At 42.7% G+C, this 16638-nt stretch carries 18 protein-coding genes; all 18 read left to right on the forward strand.

The features are described 5' to 3' along the window. The first annotated feature begins 365 nt into the window (after positions 1–365). The 18 genes from EDM21_RS18770 to EDM21_RS18850 all read left to right on the forward strand — a co-directional run bounded on the left by EDM21_RS18770 (position 366) and on the right by EDM21_RS18850 (position 16630). Positions 366–1481, forward strand: a complete 1116-nt coding sequence (locus EDM21_RS18770; protein WP_235918270.1) for a helicase-related protein — start codon at positions 366–368, stop codon at positions 1479–1481. Between the two features lie 149 nt (positions 1482–1630). Beyond that, a complete protein-coding gene (locus EDM21_RS25080; protein ID WP_235918271.1) occupies positions 1631–1786 on the forward strand; it encodes a hypothetical protein in 156 nt (51 codons plus the stop codon). A 14-nt stretch (positions 1787–1800) separates the two neighbouring features. Continuing rightward, on the forward strand, positions 1801–2301 hold the full coding sequence (locus tag EDM21_RS25085; protein ID WP_235918272.1) for a ComF family protein: 501 nt from the start codon (positions 1801–1803) through the stop codon (positions 2299–2301). A 271-nt stretch (positions 2302–2572) separates the two neighbouring features. After that, the gene (locus EDM21_RS18780; RefSeq protein ID WP_157337989.1) at positions 2573–2989 is read left to right on the forward strand and encodes a flagellar protein; all 417 of its coding nucleotides are present in this window, start codon (positions 2573–2575) and stop codon (positions 2987–2989) included. Positions 2990–3129: 140 nt separating this feature from the next. After that, positions 3130–3393 (forward strand): flagellar biosynthesis anti-sigma factor FlgM, encoded by a 264-nt coding sequence (gene flgM, locus EDM21_RS18785; RefSeq protein ID WP_157337990.1) that lies wholly within the window; start codon positions 3130–3132, stop codon positions 3391–3393. A 24-nt stretch (positions 3394–3417) separates the two neighbouring features. Next, entirely contained in the window at positions 3418–3918 is a 501-nt protein-coding gene (locus EDM21_RS18790; protein WP_157337991.1) for a flagellar protein FlgN, read from the forward strand. A 53-nt stretch (positions 3919–3971) separates the two neighbouring features. Further along, positions 3972–5537, forward strand: coding sequence for a flagellar hook-associated protein FlgK (gene flgK / locus EDM21_RS18795; RefSeq protein ID WP_157337992.1), 1566 nt, complete (start codon positions 3972–3974; stop codon positions 5535–5537). A gap of 14 nt (positions 5538–5551) precedes the next feature. After that, the gene (flgL, locus tag EDM21_RS18800) at positions 5552–6463 is read left to right on the forward strand and encodes a flagellar hook-associated protein FlgL (protein ID WP_157337993.1); all 912 of its coding nucleotides are present in this window, start codon (positions 5552–5554) and stop codon (positions 6461–6463) included. Between the two features lie 9 nt (positions 6464–6472). Continuing rightward, complete coding sequence (locus EDM21_RS18805; protein WP_157337994.1) at positions 6473–7045, forward strand: DUF6470 family protein; 573 nt, start codon at positions 6473–6475, stop codon at positions 7043–7045. A 58-nt stretch (positions 7046–7103) separates the two neighbouring features. Then, entirely contained in the window at positions 7104–7535 is a 432-nt protein-coding gene (fliW, locus tag EDM21_RS18810; protein WP_157337995.1) for a flagellar assembly protein FliW, read from the forward strand. Position 7536: 1 nt separating this feature from the next. Beyond that, complete coding sequence (gene csrA / locus EDM21_RS18815) at positions 7537–7788, forward strand: carbon storage regulator CsrA (RefSeq protein WP_157337996.1); 252 nt, start codon at positions 7537–7539, stop codon at positions 7786–7788. A gap of 167 nt (positions 7789–7955) precedes the next feature. Then, entirely contained in the window at positions 7956–8795 is an 840-nt protein-coding gene (hag, locus tag EDM21_RS18820; RefSeq protein WP_157337997.1) for a flagellin Hag, read from the forward strand. 66 nt (positions 8796–8861) lie between these two features. After that, positions 8862–9203 (forward strand): flagellar protein FlaG, encoded by a 342-nt coding sequence (locus EDM21_RS18825; protein WP_157337998.1) that lies wholly within the window; start codon positions 8862–8864, stop codon positions 9201–9203. A 13-nt stretch (positions 9204–9216) separates the two neighbouring features. Then, a complete protein-coding gene (gene fliD / locus EDM21_RS18830) occupies positions 9217–10722 on the forward strand; it encodes a flagellar filament capping protein FliD (RefSeq protein ID WP_157337999.1) in 1506 nt (501 codons plus the stop codon). A 43-nt stretch (positions 10723–10765) separates the two neighbouring features. Then, the gene (gene fliS, locus EDM21_RS18835; RefSeq protein WP_157338000.1) at positions 10766–11158 is read left to right on the forward strand and encodes a flagellar export chaperone FliS; all 393 of its coding nucleotides are present in this window, start codon (positions 10766–10768) and stop codon (positions 11156–11158) included. After that, a complete protein-coding gene (locus EDM21_RS18840; protein WP_157338001.1) occupies positions 11151–11480 on the forward strand; it encodes a hypothetical protein in 330 nt (109 codons plus the stop codon). The genes fliS and EDM21_RS18840 overlap by 8 nt, the downstream gene beginning before the upstream one ends. An 18-nt stretch (positions 11481–11498) precedes the next feature. Next, a complete protein-coding gene (locus tag EDM21_RS18845; RefSeq protein WP_157338002.1) occupies positions 11499–15467 on the forward strand; it encodes an IPT/TIG domain-containing protein in 3969 nt (1322 codons plus the stop codon). A 62-nt stretch (positions 15468–15529) separates the two neighbouring features. Next, positions 15530–16630 carry a glycosyltransferase gene (locus EDM21_RS18850; RefSeq protein ID WP_157338003.1) on the forward strand — a complete coding sequence of 367 codons (1101 nt, stop codon included), beginning with the start codon at positions 15530–15532 and terminating at the stop codon, positions 16628–16630. The last annotated feature ends 8 nt before the right edge of the window (positions 16631–16638 follow it).

The following is a 16638-nucleotide window of genomic DNA, read 5'->3' on the forward strand; positions in this document are numbered from 1 at the left end:
GGCAGCAGCATTTGATTACAGAAAAAGGCGAGTGGAAGTCCTATCTGCAGCTAGCCTATCTAAACGGGGATATACAGGTAACGAATGGCTTGGATTGGCACCGACGAAGTATCTTTCCTGCATGGTGGCGTAAAAAGCTGTATTATTCGTGCAAGCGTTGCGGAAGTTCAAGATTCCACGTAACGCCTTGCTATCACTGCGGAACGGACTGCCCATATTGTGAGGAGTGTCTGACTATGGGGCGCATGAGATATTGTACTTTGTTAATCCAGGGGAGCCGAAATCGGGATGATACAGCCCTAGCTAATGATTTAAAGCGAAGGAATCTACCTGAGAGGGTAAGCGCTGAAGGATTTGAACGCTTTTTGGCACCGTGGGGTCTAAGCCCGGCACAGATGGCTGCATCTCGCGAAGCGCTGTCTTTTCTCTGCACCACAGGTCCCGGCGCGGCGGCGAATCAACAGCCGCGCCCAGAGCCGGCGCCCAGCTTTCTTATCTGGGCCGTAACAGGAGCGGGAAAAACCGAAATGATTTTCCCGCTCCTCCAGTACGAGCTTGCGCACGGACGCAAGCTTGCCATCGCCACGCCGCGCAGGGACGTCGTGCTCGAGTTGCAGCCGCGTCTTGCGCGCGCATTCGAAGGCTGCAGCATCGTCACGCTCTACGGCGGCGGCAGTCAGACCTGGGAAAGCGGCGATATTACGATCGCTACTACGCATCAGCTTATGCGCTTCGCGCATGCGTTTGATTGCGTAATTATCGATGAGATCGACGCTTTCCCGTACCTGAACAGCGCGGCACTCGAATTCGCCGCGCGCAAGGCTTTGGCGCCGGGAGGACGCTATGTCCTCCTCTCGGCGACGCCTCCACGGGCATTGCAGCGCGAGGCAGCGGCGGGCCGCCTGCCTCACGTCACCGTGCCCGTGCGCTATCACCGCCAGCCGCTGCCCGTTCCGCAGCGTCTGGCGGTACCCCCGCTGCGGAAGATGCTCGACAGCGGGGTCTTGCCTCAGGCACTGCACACGCGCCTGAAGAGCTCTCTCGAACGCGGCGCGCAGCTGTTCGTGTTCGTGCCGCAAATCAAGCTGGTGGACCCGCTTGTGCAGCTGCTTGTGCAGCTGCTTGCGACCCTTTGGCCGGACAAGCGGATCGCCGGGACTTCGTCCAAAGATAGCGAAAGATCGGGTAAGGTAACCGATTTTCGGGGGAAGTATACCGATATTCTTGTGACGACGACGATATTGGAGAGGGGAGTTACCGTTCCCAAGACGGATGTTTTTATTCTCGACGCAGATTCCTCGCTGTTCAACGAAGCGGCTCTTGTCCAGATGGCTGGCCGCGCGGGCCGTTCTAAAGACGATCCCAAAGGGCGCGTTTATTTGGCGGCACCCGAGAAAACAGCTTCACAAGCACGTGCCGTAAAACAAATACAAAGAATGAACTCCATAGCCCGTAGAAGAGGGTATCTGCTTAAAGATTGATATTTGGGGGCGGAAGATGATAGGCCTGTCTGAACCGGAAAAACGCAGAAGATGGTGGAATAGAATAAAGCAGATGTTTCAACTTACAGGGGATGCCGGCAGTCACGAATCTGGCCGATCATCTTGTTTTAGCTGCGGAGGACGAAGAAATGGACAGGAGAACCCGCTGCATCTATGCAGGGATTGTTTTGATAGGATTCCATGGATTACTGAAATCCGCTGCCCCGTATGTGGTCGTCCCGAGGATTGCCCAGACTGCAGACGGCGTCCGGTTACTTATTTTTGCTATAGCAGAAGCGCTGTAAAATACGATGCCCTGATGAAGGAATGGCTGGCCGCTTACAAGTACAGGGGGAACGAGCGGATGGTCTCCGTCTTGACCGGCATGCTAATACACGCTTATCATCAGCTGCATAAAGATATTTTGGCCCAGGGTGGAAATTTTGATTGTGTGAGCTATGTTCCGATGAACCCAAGCCGGTTGGAAGAAAGAGGATTTAACCAGGCGGAAGCACTGGCATCTGAACTGGGTGTCTTGCTCCAGTTTCCGGTTGTCCCTCTTTTGGAAAGGACTCGTCATACGGCCAAGCAGAGCTTCAAAAGCAGATCAGATCGTCTTAGGGATCTCGAAGGTGCTTTTCAAATAAGAGAGGAAGGCAGAGAATGGATGCGGGAATATTCTCAGACATTCAGCCGCACCACCTTGCGTGTGCTCATTCTCGATGATGTCTACACGACGGGGAGTACCCTTAATCAATGTGCGAAGACACTGACAAAGGAATTTCCCTTAGAGGTATACGGGTTGATGTGGGCCCGATAATTTTTTGCTTAAAGCCGGCCGCAGTTGATTACCGGTAAGGATTTTGGTGTAATTTATTCTTTAGGCAGCTTTTTAGCATAAGGATTCTGATTGGTTAATTAAATAAGGTGGAACTCCATATGTTTCTTTTATTATATGGGTGGACCGGCTGTACGCTTTATCCTATAAAAGGTGAATAGTAGAAAAATTCCACATACTTCCGGGCAGCACTTCTCAAGGTCAGATGGATACGTTACACTAGGTACATACCCTATTGACAAAGGTGATTACAATGAGTATGAACGTACAGAACTGTCCGAGATGCGGTAAGTTATTTGTAAAGAGCTTCGCAGAGTCCTGCCCGGCGTGTGTAAAAGAAACAGAGGCACAATACACGGCGTGTGTAGAATATCTCCGCAACAATCGCAAATCGGACCTTCAGGAACTCCATGAGGGAACCGAAGTCCCAATGCGGCAAATCATCCGGTTTATCCGGGAAGGCAGAATTTCCATTGCGGATTCCCCTAATGTCACATATCCATGTGAAGTTTGCGGTTCGCCGATTCGGGAACACACGATGTGCGACTCCTGCCGTCAGAGATTAGTCAAGGACGTTAACCAGGTTTTGGAAGAAGGCAAAAGCAGCGCTGCTGCTGAAAAGGAGTCTCTTCATTACCGGATTACAGACCGTTTGAAAGAGCGTCATTAACAGAAACCCGTTTTTTAACTAAAAAGATCATACTCTCCTGCCGATAATAGTAATAACGATTATCGGTTTTTTTGTAAGAACCGGCCGTTTTCCGGTCATTGCTACATAGAATCCTCCAAATGATATGAAGAGGTGATGAGATGAAAATCAACGAGAGCCACCGGATTGGGAACGTCAATCCGTATGCCAAACATAAAGATCAAATGCAGGTATCAGCAGCCGATAAAAGAAACCGCCCGAAGGACGAGGTTCAAATTTCAACGGAAGCCAAGCAACTTCTCGGAGCCGCAGGAGATGAAGTCCGGGCCCGCAAAGTAGAAGAACTGAAACAGCAGGTAAGATCAGGTACGTATCATGTTGAAGCCGGTAAAATCGCAGAGAAGCTCCTCCCTTATCTTAAATAAGACTGACAGAAATAGGTGACTATCATGCCTGTAACGGCAATTGCGTCTGTACTGGACCGGATGATCGAATGCCACCAGCAGCTCCAAGTAATCGGTGTTCGCAAGAGAGAAGCAATTCTACAGAATTCTATTCAAGAGCTCTCAGCTCTTGTTCACAAGGAATCAAAGTGTATTCGTGAAATACAGGAACTCGACCAGCAGCGGATTCTCAAGATTAACGAATACCTCGTTTCAAGATGTTATAAAATGAATCCCAACATTACCGTAAGTGAGCTCGTTAAGCTTGTTTTTAAAGCGGAGGAGAAGCAGCTTCTTATGGATCGCCAAGAGAAGCTGCTGCACGAGCTGCTGCAGCTCAAAGAGCTTAACGAAACGAACCGCCAGCTGGTTGAACAGTCCCTTGGATATATAGATCTTTCCCTTGATCTATTGACGGCTACGCCTGAGCAGGACGCTGTGTACGCACATCCGGCTCAGCAAGGACAATCCAAGCGCAAGAACGCCTATTTTGATACAAGAGCGTAACCCTATCAACATACTTGCCGTTAGCAGCGGCGAACAGCGAAGGAAGTGAGTACATGCGTTCAACATTCCACGGTCTGGAGCTTGGCAAACGCGGCGTTATTGCTCAGCAAGTTGCCCTCAATACTACCGGACATAACATATCCAATGTAAATACACCGGGTTATTCCCGTCAGGTGGCACATATGGTTGCATCGCGTCCCTTGGAATATCCTTCTGTCACCAACACAACTGCAGCGGGCCAATTGGGTATGGGTGTAGAGGTCAATGCGATACAGCGTATTCGTGACATTTATTTTGATATCGAGTTCCGGAACCAGAATTCGGCTATGAACGAATCTAAAGTGATCAATGAATCTCTGAGCAATATTGAGGGAATCGTTAATGAGCCTTCTGACAATGGACTGGCCAAGAACGTAACGGAGTTCTGGAAAGCTTGGCAGGTGCTGAGCAAGAATCCTAGCAGCGAGGATCTCGCTGCCCGTTCTGCAGTTGTTCAGCAGGCTCTGGCCATGACGGATTCTTTTAACCATATGGCATCACAGCTCGACACGATGAGCAATAATATTACGGCGAGAATCGATGTCAAGGTATCGGAAGCGAACAGCTATGTAACGGAAATTTCTGAATTAACGAAGCAGATCAAGCATATTGAATCCGGTGGTGATGATGCGAATGATCTCCGTGATAAGCGGGATTACCTGGTCGATCAATTATCACAGCTAGGTAATGTAAAGGTGACAGAGACCTCCCAAACTTACCAGGTTACCTTTGGGACTACCTTGGTTATCGACAACATGACCTCGAATCCGGTTACTCAAGCTGCCGTAGCAGGCGTGACAAGCGGACAAATTTTCGGTTACGTGCAGTCCCGCGATACTTTTGTTGCTGAATATACCAAACAATTGGATTTGATGGCTAATACACTTGCGACGGGTAAAATCGAAGTTACTTTGCCGGCAGGTACCATACTGCCTAAAGGAATGACGGTTCCTGCCGGAGCGCAGATAGATCCTACAAACCCCCGTAAACTGGCGGCTGAAGCTAAAATAACCGTTGATGGATTAAACGGCTTGCATAAGCTGGGTTATACATTGGAGGAACCGGCAGCGAATGGAAGGGACTTCTTCGTTACTTCAGACGGCTCCAGTCCTTTCACGGCGGCTAATATCCGTGTGAACCCGGCTATCGCCCAAGATTTGAAGCTGTTAGCGGCTTCTCTAAGAGTACAGACCGTGAACAATCCTCCTGCGCCATCCATGGATAAAGTTATTCAGAGTAATGGCGACATGGCTCTTATTATTGGAGGCTTGTCTGAGAAAGCATTCAATTTTGGCGCGGATGCCTTAACCGCTTCGGCAAGTTATGGCGGGTACTATGAAGCGGTTATGAGCCAGCTTGGGATTCAAACCGATCATTCCAAGAAAATGACAGAGAATGGTGAACTGCTTACCAATCATGCGGATAGCCTGCGTCAATCTATAAGTGGTGTCTCACCGGATGAAGAGACGGCTAATTTAATTAAATTTCAGCATGCTTATACGGCCTCAGCCCGTGTAATCACGGTCATGGATGAACTATTAGAAAAACTCATTAACGGCACCGGCGTAGTCGGTAGATAGGGGGTAAGTAAAAGATGAGAATCACCCAGGGCATGATGAGCTCTTCGATGATGAGAGGCCTTCAGGCGAACTATAGCCGGATGAACAAGTATCAGGAACAGGCCCTTACAGAGCGGAGAATTAATAGACCTTCTGACGATGCCGTTGGTATAGCAAGTGCACTGCGTTATCGGGGTGAGCTAGGTATGACGGAACAGTTTGAGCAGAATGTCGAAGATGCTGATTCCTGGATGAAATTTAGTGATACGATGATGAGTGAGGCAGTAAAAATTCTCCATACGGTCTCTGAGAAAGCTGTACAGGGTACAACCGAGTCTATTAATCCAGAGGCCAGGAAGATTTTGGGCAAGGAAATTGATGAGTTATACAAACAATTAGTGGCAATTGGTAACTCCCAGTTTAAAGGAAAGTACATTTTTAACGGACAAATGACCGATCAGAAACCATTTTCCGATGATCCGGCCAATACTCCTTTTACGCTAGATGATGGTAAGATGCGGTACCAAATTGGAGCGGGCATTTATGCCGATGTAAATTCACTCGGTAAAGATGTTTTTGGTACTTATCAGGATCCTGCAGACCCAACAAAGACCACTAATGTTTTCAAAGCGCTGGATAATCTTAAAAATGCACTAAACAGTGATACCACTGCAGGTATTGAAAAAGGTATCACCGAAATACAAACGAACATGGATCGCATAATCTATGCCCAAGCGGATGTAGGAGCAAGGCAGAATCGTTTATCATTTACGGCCAGCCGATTAGAGGATCTAAATCTGAATTATGTTGATTTGCAATCCAAGGTTGAGGATATTAATGTTCCAACAACCATCACAGAACTCAAAACAGCTGAAGGTATCTACCAGCTTTCTCTGGATACAATGGCAAGAATCATTCGTCCAAGCCTCATGGATTTTCTTAGATAGGGGGGCGCTATGGAGCTTCCTCGCATTCAAATTAACCAGCAATATACCAAAATTGGATTATCTAAGAGTCGTAGCGAATTATCTATCGAGCAGCCTAGGGCAGAGTTAAACCTCCATCAGGAAAACCCTCAAGTAAATATAAGTACGGGAAAATCTAGCCTTGAGATTGACTCCACTAAGGCTTGGTCTGCTTTGGGCAGCTCTAAGTTGATTGAAATGAGAGACCGTATAGCTCAGAGCTCGGTTGACGTATCCATGAACTATATCGCAGAGATTGCCCAAAATGGCGATCGCATGATGGACATTACCAATAAGTCCAGTGCATTTGTTGATATTGCCCGTCAGAACGCTTTTAAAGACCGACACATAGAGCTTACGGGAGAACCCTCTTATGACAATGTAGATGTGCTGTACACACCTGGTACTATTAGCACGGAGGTTAGTAAAGGATTAGTAACATTCGATCCGGAATACCATAAGCCTGTTGTTCAATATGATGCAGGTAAATTAGAAGCTTATATTATTCAAAAGAACGCCATTACTTTCTCTGTAGTTGGCGGGAAATTTAATGCATCCATTTAGTCCTTATGAGACAATAGCTATAATTTATAGCTATTCTTTTTTTATTGGAGGTTAATATATGATTATACGGTCAACAAGATTTGGCGATATTACTTTGTCGGAAGATCAACTTATCACGTTTGAGTCGGGCATATTCGGTTTTGAAAATCACCATAAGTATGTACTGCTGCAACTTGATGAGAAAGATTCTACTTTTCAGGCACTTCAATCCGTTGATGACGAAGATTTGGCATTTGTAATCACAGAACCCTTTTTATTTAAGCAGGACTATGAATTTGAACTGCCTACAGCTATAAAAAATCAACTTGGTATTGAACGGGAAGAAGACGCCCAGATATTTTCCATTATAACTATACGATCGCAAAATGATATTACCATTAACTTAAAAGCCCCTATTATTCTTAATAAAGCTCTGAACAAAGCAGTACAGATTGTTCTAGAAAGTGTGGTTTATTCTATCCGTCATCCTCTTACCAAAGGAGGCGCTTAACATGCTGATTCTGTCCCGACTCAAAGGCGAAAAGATTATGATCGGGCAAGATATAGTCCTGACTATATTGGATGTGGCAGGCGATCAAGTGAGAATTGGTATAGATGCACCCAAAGATATCTCGATCTATCGCGAGGAAATATATAAAGCCATTCAAGCTGAAAACAAAGCAGCTGTTCGTTTGGATGGAGATGCTAAGTCACTGTTACAAAAGATTCTATCTAGCCAAGACGATCTAGGTCCAAACAACTAATAATAATTTTTCGAAACTTTCAAAAACCTCTAAACTTATCTCAAGATAATCCGATATATATATCATGGGAGAAAAGAGGGCATCTGGCGGCCGACAGAGCTTTCTCGATCCACTAATAGGTGAACGCAAGGATGCGATCACGACCTAATTCAGGGAGGAATTTTATTATGCGTATTAATCACAATATCTCTTCTTACAATGCACAACGTCAACTGTCGACTAACAACAATGCACAAAGCAAATCTCTGGAGAAACTATCTTCCGGCTATCGCATCAACCGTGCTGCTGATGATGCTGCAGGTCTTGCAATCTCTGAGAAAATGCGTAATCAAATCCGTGGTCTGGAGCAAGCGTCAAAGAACTCTCTTGATGGTATTTCCTTGATCCAAACAGCAGAGGGTGCATTGAACGAAACTCATGCTATGCTGCAACGTATGGGCGAACTGTTCACACAAGCTGCGAACGAAGTATTAACTACATCCGACACTGCAAAGATTAAAACAGAAGTAACTGCTCTTAGCGATCAAATTGATGCTATTGCAAACCAAACACAATTCAACACTAAAAAATTGCTTAATGGAGATACTACATCTCTGAAGTTCCAAGTCGGAGCTAACGAGAACGAAACTATCAGTCTGAGCTTGGTAAGCATGAAGGCTGCAGCCCTCGGCGTAGACGCTGGTACTTTGGTTGACCTTGGAGACTCTACTGCTGCTACTATGAATAAAGATGCATCTGACAATATGAAATTAGTACAGACAGCTATTGACACTGTATCCACAACTCGTTCGAACCTGGGTGCTGTTCAAAACCGTCTGGAACACACAATCAACAACCTGGGCACAACTGCTGAAAACCTGCAAGCTGCTGAGTCCCGTATCCGTGATGTAGACATGGCGAAAGAAATGAGCGAATTCACGAAGAATGGAATTCTGCAACAAGCGGCAACTGCTATGCTTGCTCAAGCTAACCAACAGCCACAAGGTGTTCTTCAACTGCTTCGTTAAGATCAGCATAGAGCCGGCCGGGTTTCCGGTCGGTTTTTTTTAATACTTAGGTTAGGAGAGTATTAAATGAAAGTAAATCAAGGACCTGCGCCTGCTTCCCTGACACCGCTGTTAAACATTATTTCTTCTTCATCTATCCCGGGCACAATAGAAACCGATTTATCTATAATTACTAGTAAAGAAGAGCCCTATACTCTACCTCAACTTGTTGAAAAGTTGAATACAGCCCTTTTTGAATCGGACACACATATTCAAGTGAAGATTCATGATAAAACAAACACGATTATGGTAGTCGTTGTTAATGATGATACCGAAGAAGTTATTCGGGAAATTCCTTCAGAGAAAATCTTGGATTTAATGTACAACATGTGTGTAAATGTGGGTGTTTTCTTAGATAGAAAAATCTAAAAGGAGGGATACAATGGCAGGCATAAGTGGGCCAACGAGGTTGACAGGATTTAGTGGACAGTTGGATACGGATAGTTTAGTCAAGAAGTTAATGGATACCGAAAGGGTCCCATTAAATACCTTGCAAAAGAAGAAACAACTAACATTATGGCAGAGGGAAGATTATCGTTCAATGAACACATCTCTACTGACTCTACGTAAAGCAATGAATGAGCTCAGATTTGAGAATAAGTTTGAAACTGTTAAATCGACATCATCAAATACAGCTGTACTGGACGTTGTATCCAGCGGTGCAAATCCTGGTGTAAGTAGTGTAAAAATAACCCAATTAGCTAACTCTGCTTCTGTAATAAGCGAGAAAGTAAATAAGTTACCAACAGAAAAATTAAACATCAATGGATCATTTACTATTGAAGGTGCTGATCCGGCTAAGTCTGTGGAAATAACAATTACTGCAGATTCCACTATTGATTCTGTTCTTAAGGATATTAATGGTGCATCAGCCAAAACGGGAGTAAAGGCTAATTTCGACAGGGCTAGTGGTGTTTTATATCTAAATTCCATAACAACGGGCGCTGGATCAAAAGTTAAAGTTACAGATGCAAATGGTACATTTGCAAATATATTTGGGGCAAATACGACACTGACTTCAGAAGGTAAAGATGCAGCATACAGTGTCAACGGCACGAATATTACTGCAACCTCAAACAGTGTAAATATTAATGGGGTTCAAGTAACACTTCGTAGTCTAGGAGAAGCCTCTATCGGAGCGGTAGTGGATCGTTCAGCTGCAGTTGACAAAATTAAGGATTTTGTGAAACAGTACAACGAATTGGTTGATAAATTTTCCGAAGCAACTACCGCTAAAAAAAATCGTGGATATCAACCGTTAACTACCGAGGAAAAAGAAAATATGACGGAATCTCAGATAACGTTGTGGGAGAAGAAGGCTAGGCAAGGAGATCTTTATAACGATAGTTTACTTAAAGATACATTGTTTACTATGCGGTCTGCTCTAAACATGCCATTAGAGGGAATAACCAACCCCCCGGATCCAAAAAGCCAATTAAGAATGCTTTCGCAAATTGGGGTTAATGTAATGAATGATTTCCGTGAGAATGGTAAGCTTGAGATTGATGAAAAGAAGCTCGAAGAGGCTATTAATACTAGATTCGATGAAGTCAAACTGTTATTCACTAAGTCCTCAGATACACCTAGTGATACTCCTGAAAATATGAAAAAACGAAAAAGTGAATTGGGCTTTGCAGATCGTTTGTATGAAACGATTAGCGCACAGTTGACTAAATTCACTAAAAAGATTGGCTCAGGATCAATAGAAGCTTTAGATGAAAGTGTGCTTGGGAAGCAACTGAAGGATTATAATACAAGAGAAACAGATCTGGAGCGTAAACTAGTAGACATCGAAAATCGTTATTATAAGAAATTCACAGCCATGGAGAAAGCACTTCAGAAATTAAACAGTCAGGGATCTTGGATTTCATCGCAGCTAGGCGGTTAATAATTGTTTATACAAACTACAACTGATGAGAGAGGTTTAACAAATGCAAAACGCTAAACAGCAGCAATATTTGAAGGTTCGTGTAGAGACGGCAAGCCCTGGAGAATTGACATTGCTGTTATATCAGGAAATGGTCAAATTATTGCTTCAAGCGAAGCAGTTGTATTCTCAGAGTCAGTATGAAGACATGAACCAGCCGCTTTATAAAGTGAAAAGTATACTTGGTGAATTGATTGTAACACTTGACATGAAATATGATATATCTAAAGATTTAAGTAATTTATACATGTTTTACAACAATTATATTGCTGAATTTATCATCCGAAAAGATGAAAGTATGCTTAATGAGGTTCTTGATTTCGCTAGAGGAATGGTTGATACATGGAAGCAGGCTATGCTTTCGCTGAAAATCAACGGGGGCCAAATTAATGCTTAGTACTCGACAGATACTTGATGAAATCTCAGTAAACTATACATGCATACTTAGATCCCCTTGTTTTGAAGTTTATGAAGAATATTCTGAAGTAATTAATAAATTATATTCTTCGCTAGAACAAAGGAGCATGACGGACGAAGATAAGTTGAAATTGAAAGAAATTAAAAATATGCATGATGAAATTATGCAAGCTTTAGAATTAGAAAAGAAAACTCTCGAGAAACAAATTGTGGCGATAGAAAAAAAGAAAAACGCTTCAAATGTCTACAACAAACAAGCATCTTACCTCAATGATGCTTTTTTTGTGGATATTAAAAACTAAATCCGAGGGGGTTACCCTATGAAAAAAATGATGGTAAGAACCATCAATTTATTTTTGTCTTTACTCTTAGTGTTTACTATTTTGCCTGGTTATAGTTCAATGGCAAGTACTGATGAGATTGTTAGAGTAACGAAAACACTTAACCCGACTCAAATTTTAGAAGGGGGAGAATCGAATGTTACCCTTAATATACAAGGATCAGACAGTGTAAACGTTGTTAAGCCCAATGATATCATATTGATTATTGATAGATCCGGTAGTATGGATCCTAAGAATAATAATGGCGAAGATAAAATGACAAACGCCAAAAATTCTGCTACTGGATTTATAGACTTACTGGATTTAACTAAACATCGCGTGGGTGTTGTGGACTTTGCGAGTGATGTGAAATTTAAAGATCTATCCTCTAACGCGGCAGATGTTAAAAACTATATTAATGGGATAAAGGCATCTGGCGGTACTAATACAAAACTGGCAATTGAGAAGGCTCGTGAATTATTAAGTGGCCATAGAGCCGAGGCGCAACCAGTCATTTTATTACTTACAGACGGGGAAGCAACTGAACCAGCCCCAGTTGATAATGCACGGAGAGCAGCTCTAGAACAAGCAAATGGGGCCAAAAGTGAAGGAATTGTTTTTTATACGATTGCTTTATTAAAACAGAATGAGAATCCCAATACCAGTGCACCGAATTTGCTAATGAAAGACATGGCGACTACGGCTCAACATCATCACTTCGTACTCGGCTCAGTAGGATTAGCTGAGATTTATCGGGCTATCGTGGAAGAAATAGGGATGGCGAGCGCCTACGATGTTACCGTTAAGGATACAGTGGCCTCTGAATTCGAGATTGTTCCCGGATCCTATAAAGACAATATTCCACAACCAACTGTGGTTGGAAATACATTAACATGGTCTTTTAATGAATTAAAAAAGGAAACGCTTACTTTTAATTATAAGATCAGACATAAGACCGGAGAGAGAGTGGGACATCTATCTGTCGGAAACGAAGACATACATGTCACTTTCAAGGATTATTTAGGTGCTCCACATCAATCAAAGGTGATTAATCCCTCTATAGATGTAGCATATCCAGCACCACAGATCACATCTCTTGTAGAGGATAAAGGTTTGGTTCAAGGGGGAGAAACAATAACTATACATGGATCAAACTTTAGGGCCAACCCAAAGGTGAGCTTCGGGAATACTGAAGTAAGTCCAGTGCAATTTATCGATTCCACTAAGATAATTGTGGTTGCCCCCCCAGGTACCCAAGGAACAGCAGATGTTAAAGTGACCAATGAGGATGGACAGTATGCAACTTCTCCTTATCTTTATTTTGCTAATCCGGAGTTTCTATCTGTTACCCCAAGTCAAGGCGGCTTAACAGGTGGGAATGAGGTTGTAATTGCAGGGAAGTATTTCTTACCTAATCCTCAAGTTAAGTTTGGACAAAATGATGCAATCATCAAAAGCTCTACAACTACACAAATAGTTGTGACAGTACCTCCAGGCGATGCAGCAGGATTTATAGATATTGAGATCACAAATCCTGATAACACTAATGTTAAGGCAAATAGTGCATATGAATATGTAGAAGGTCCGCACATAGAATCAGTAACACCAAATCAAGGATCTACTAAAGGTGGTGAACTCGTTGCTATTAAAGGGACTTATTTTACAACGGGCACTATTGTTAAATTTAATAATACCGTCTTAACAACCCAATTTATAAATGAAACGGAGCTTAATGTAACAACACCGGCTTGGTCCAAAGCGGAAACAATTAAAGTCACCGTTGTTAACCCGGACAAACAAGAGGGTTCCTTAGAGAACGCATACAGTTATCTGAACCCTGCTCCTACAATAGAATCTATTACTCCGAATACGGGCTTAGTCTCTGGAGGAGATCTGGTTTCCATTACGGGTAATGATTTTATGCCAGGTGCAAAGGTTTTGTTTAAGAATAAAGAAATGATAAGCAGCTTTATTGATTCTAGGCATTTAAGAGTTAGATCTCCACAGTGGAATCAAGAAGAAATAGTGGACATTGTAGTTAAGAATGAGGATGGTCAATCTGCTTTGGCTACAAATGCCTTCTCCTTTAAGCTACCGCAGGCGGCTGTATTAATCTCGCTTTCTCCCAATAGTGGCCCTTTAGCAGGTGGCAATCAAGTAAGTGTTAAAGGAGCAAACATAAGCAGCAACTCATCTTTATACGTAGCTGGCGTGAAAGTTTCTTTTGTTTATGTCTCAAGCGAGCTCGTAACATTTAAAGCACCAGTAACGACTGTTCCAGGAAAAGTTGATGTCAAACTAGTTGACACCTATAGCCGTGAAAGTATTTTGCAAGAAAGTTACGAGTATATAGCGCCACTGCCACTCCCTGTTCCTGTGATCTCGAATATAACACCTTCTGAGACTATGAGAACGGGTGGAGAGTTTATTTATGTAAATGGCGATAGTTTTCAGGAAGGAGCAACTGTTTGGTTAAATGATATTAAAATAACGGCGGTATCATTTATAAATTCAAAACAATTACGTTTCAGAGCTCCTGTATGGGACAAAGAAGAATTGGTTGCTGTTAAAGTAATAAACCCAGACAACCAATATATTGTTCTAATAGATGGTTTAAACTTTAAGGACCCAGCCCCTGATCCAGCTCCAGAAATTATCTCTTTAACACCGGATTCAGGTGAAATAACAGGTGATTATTTCGTTACAATAAATGGGAAATTCTTCAAAAGTGGTGCGAAAGTATATTTTGGATCAAAGGAATTGTCTGCTTCATATCTAAACGATACTCAACTACGTGTACGAGTTCCACAATGGGATTTGGCTGGTCCGGTAGTTGTGAAAGTAAAGAATCCAGATGGACTTGAGGCAAGTAGCAATTTTACCTATACACCTCCTGTTCTTGGACCAGCCCCTACAATTGCTAGTTTTAGTCCTGCTCAAGCACCAGTAGCGGGGGGGGTTCTAGTCCTAATAAATGGAGAAAACTTCACTGCTCAATCTAGTGTGAAATTTGGTGACAAGGTACTTATCGCTTCATTTTTATCCGATAAGCAACTGCGTGTAAGAGTACCAGCATGGCCTAAGGCTGAAAAAATTAATGTTACTGTGTTGAATGCGGATGGACAAGCGGCAGTATCCAATGCCGGCTTCGAATACATTCCTGCTCCAGCAGCCGTTATAACGAATTTAACTCCAAACCATATGCAGGTGGACCTTGGCGATTTTGTAATTATTAATGGCGAGAATTTCGAGGCCGGTACCAAGATATATTTTGGGGATAAAGCAGTTACAGTTTCGTTTCTTAGCGATAAACAACTTCGGGTCAGGGCGCCTATCTGGGGTACGGCTGAAGTAATTTCTATTAAAGCCGTAAATCCGGACGGCCAAGTCACTACTTTGGCAAACGGCTTTACATTCGATCCGATACCTATGAAACCGGCGCCAGTCATCACTACACTCTCTCCTAATCATGCGCTCCAGTCAGGTGGAGATCTGATTTATATCAATGGTTCTAATTTTATTGATGGAGCGAAAGTATCGATTGATGGGGGGAATCCTATTGCTGCCTCATTTTTTGGCACCTCACAACTTCGGTTCAGATTGCCGGCCTCTTCAAAAGTAGGCCCAGTAGATGTCAGAGTAATTAACCCTGACGGGCAATTTGCAATATTGGCAAATGGGTTTACATTTGACGCGATACCTATGAAGCCCGCACCAACTATTTCTACCATTTCTCCAAATAATGCAGTAAATACAGGTGGAGATTTGATTTATGTAAACGGTTCTAATTTTGTTGAAGGAGCAAAGGTTTCAATAGATGGTGGTGGGCTAATTTCGGCTTCATTTATAAGCAGTTCACAACTCCGTTTCAGATTGCCTGTATCTTCAAAAACTGGACCTGTTGATATTAAAGTTATCAATCCAGATGGACAAACGATTACACTTGTTGGTGGGTTCACTTACCGGTAAGTATTAAAGCGGGTGCCTGTTACAGGCACCTTTTTCATAATTTTTTGACAAGGAGTAATCTCATGAAACAACCTGTATCTGCTTGTATTATGACTAAAAATGAACAGGATAGTATCGGGATATGCATTGATTCTATAAATCCGTACGTAGAAGAAATTGTGGTTCTCGACACGGGTTCAGAGGATAGTACTGTCGATATTGCTCTAGCTAAAGGGGCAGTTGTTAACAAAACAGTTTGGCGTAATGATTTTTCAATGATTAGAAATGAATTAATAAAATTAGCTAAACAGCCGATAATTATAATGATTGATGCGGATGAGGTAGTTATTCCAAATCAAGGTTGGGCCTTCGAAAACACCTGCAAACGACTACTGAAAGATAATAGTTTAGTTGGGAAAATAGGTATACTAAATGAAACCGATGATAATGGGGTTATAAGCGCTAGTATTTCCAGAATTTTCAGTAAAAATAGTGGGGTTTTTTATAAAGGTATAATTCATGAGCAAATAGATTGTTCCGATAAAAAATTGAATTTCATCCAAACTGATATTGTCATGAGCCATAGTGGCTATTTGAAAAATAAAATATTGGCTAATAAAAAATATGATCGAAATTTGACTTTGTTGTTTAAAGAATTGGACAAAAACAATAAAGATTCTTATATACATTTTCAAATAGGCAGAACTTATTCAGCAGCGGGAATAGATGATAAGGCCCTGTTTCATTTAAGCAAAGCATATAAATTTTCAAATAGGGAACAGGCTTATCACAGCACACTTATTCAGACATATGGCTGGGCTCTTTTAAAAAACAAGAAAATCACGGAATTGTTTGAACTTTTACAGGTAGGAATCGAACAATATCATGATTATACAGACTTATATTTTCTTTATGGCTGTACTCTTGTGGAACTAAGGTCGGCAGAATTCGCTCATTTGATTCCTGATATATTTCTTACTTGCATTGAGCTGGGGGAACCGGATCCTCGAAAGTATGAGTCTGTACTAGGCGTAGGTAGCTACAAAGCAAGATATAATTTGGGATTGTACTATGAATTAACGGGCCAGATCGACAAAGCATTGATTGAGTATAGAATTAGCGCGGAAGCCGGTTTCACCCCGGCTATTGAGCGGCTAAATAAAATATCTGTTGGTAGGAAATGAGGAACCCC

It is taken from the genome of Paenibacillus lutrae, from assembly GCF_009757775.1.
In the GTDB taxonomy this organism is placed as follows: Bacteria; Bacillota; Bacilli; order Paenibacillales; family NBRC-103111; genus Paenibacillus_F; species Paenibacillus_F lutrae.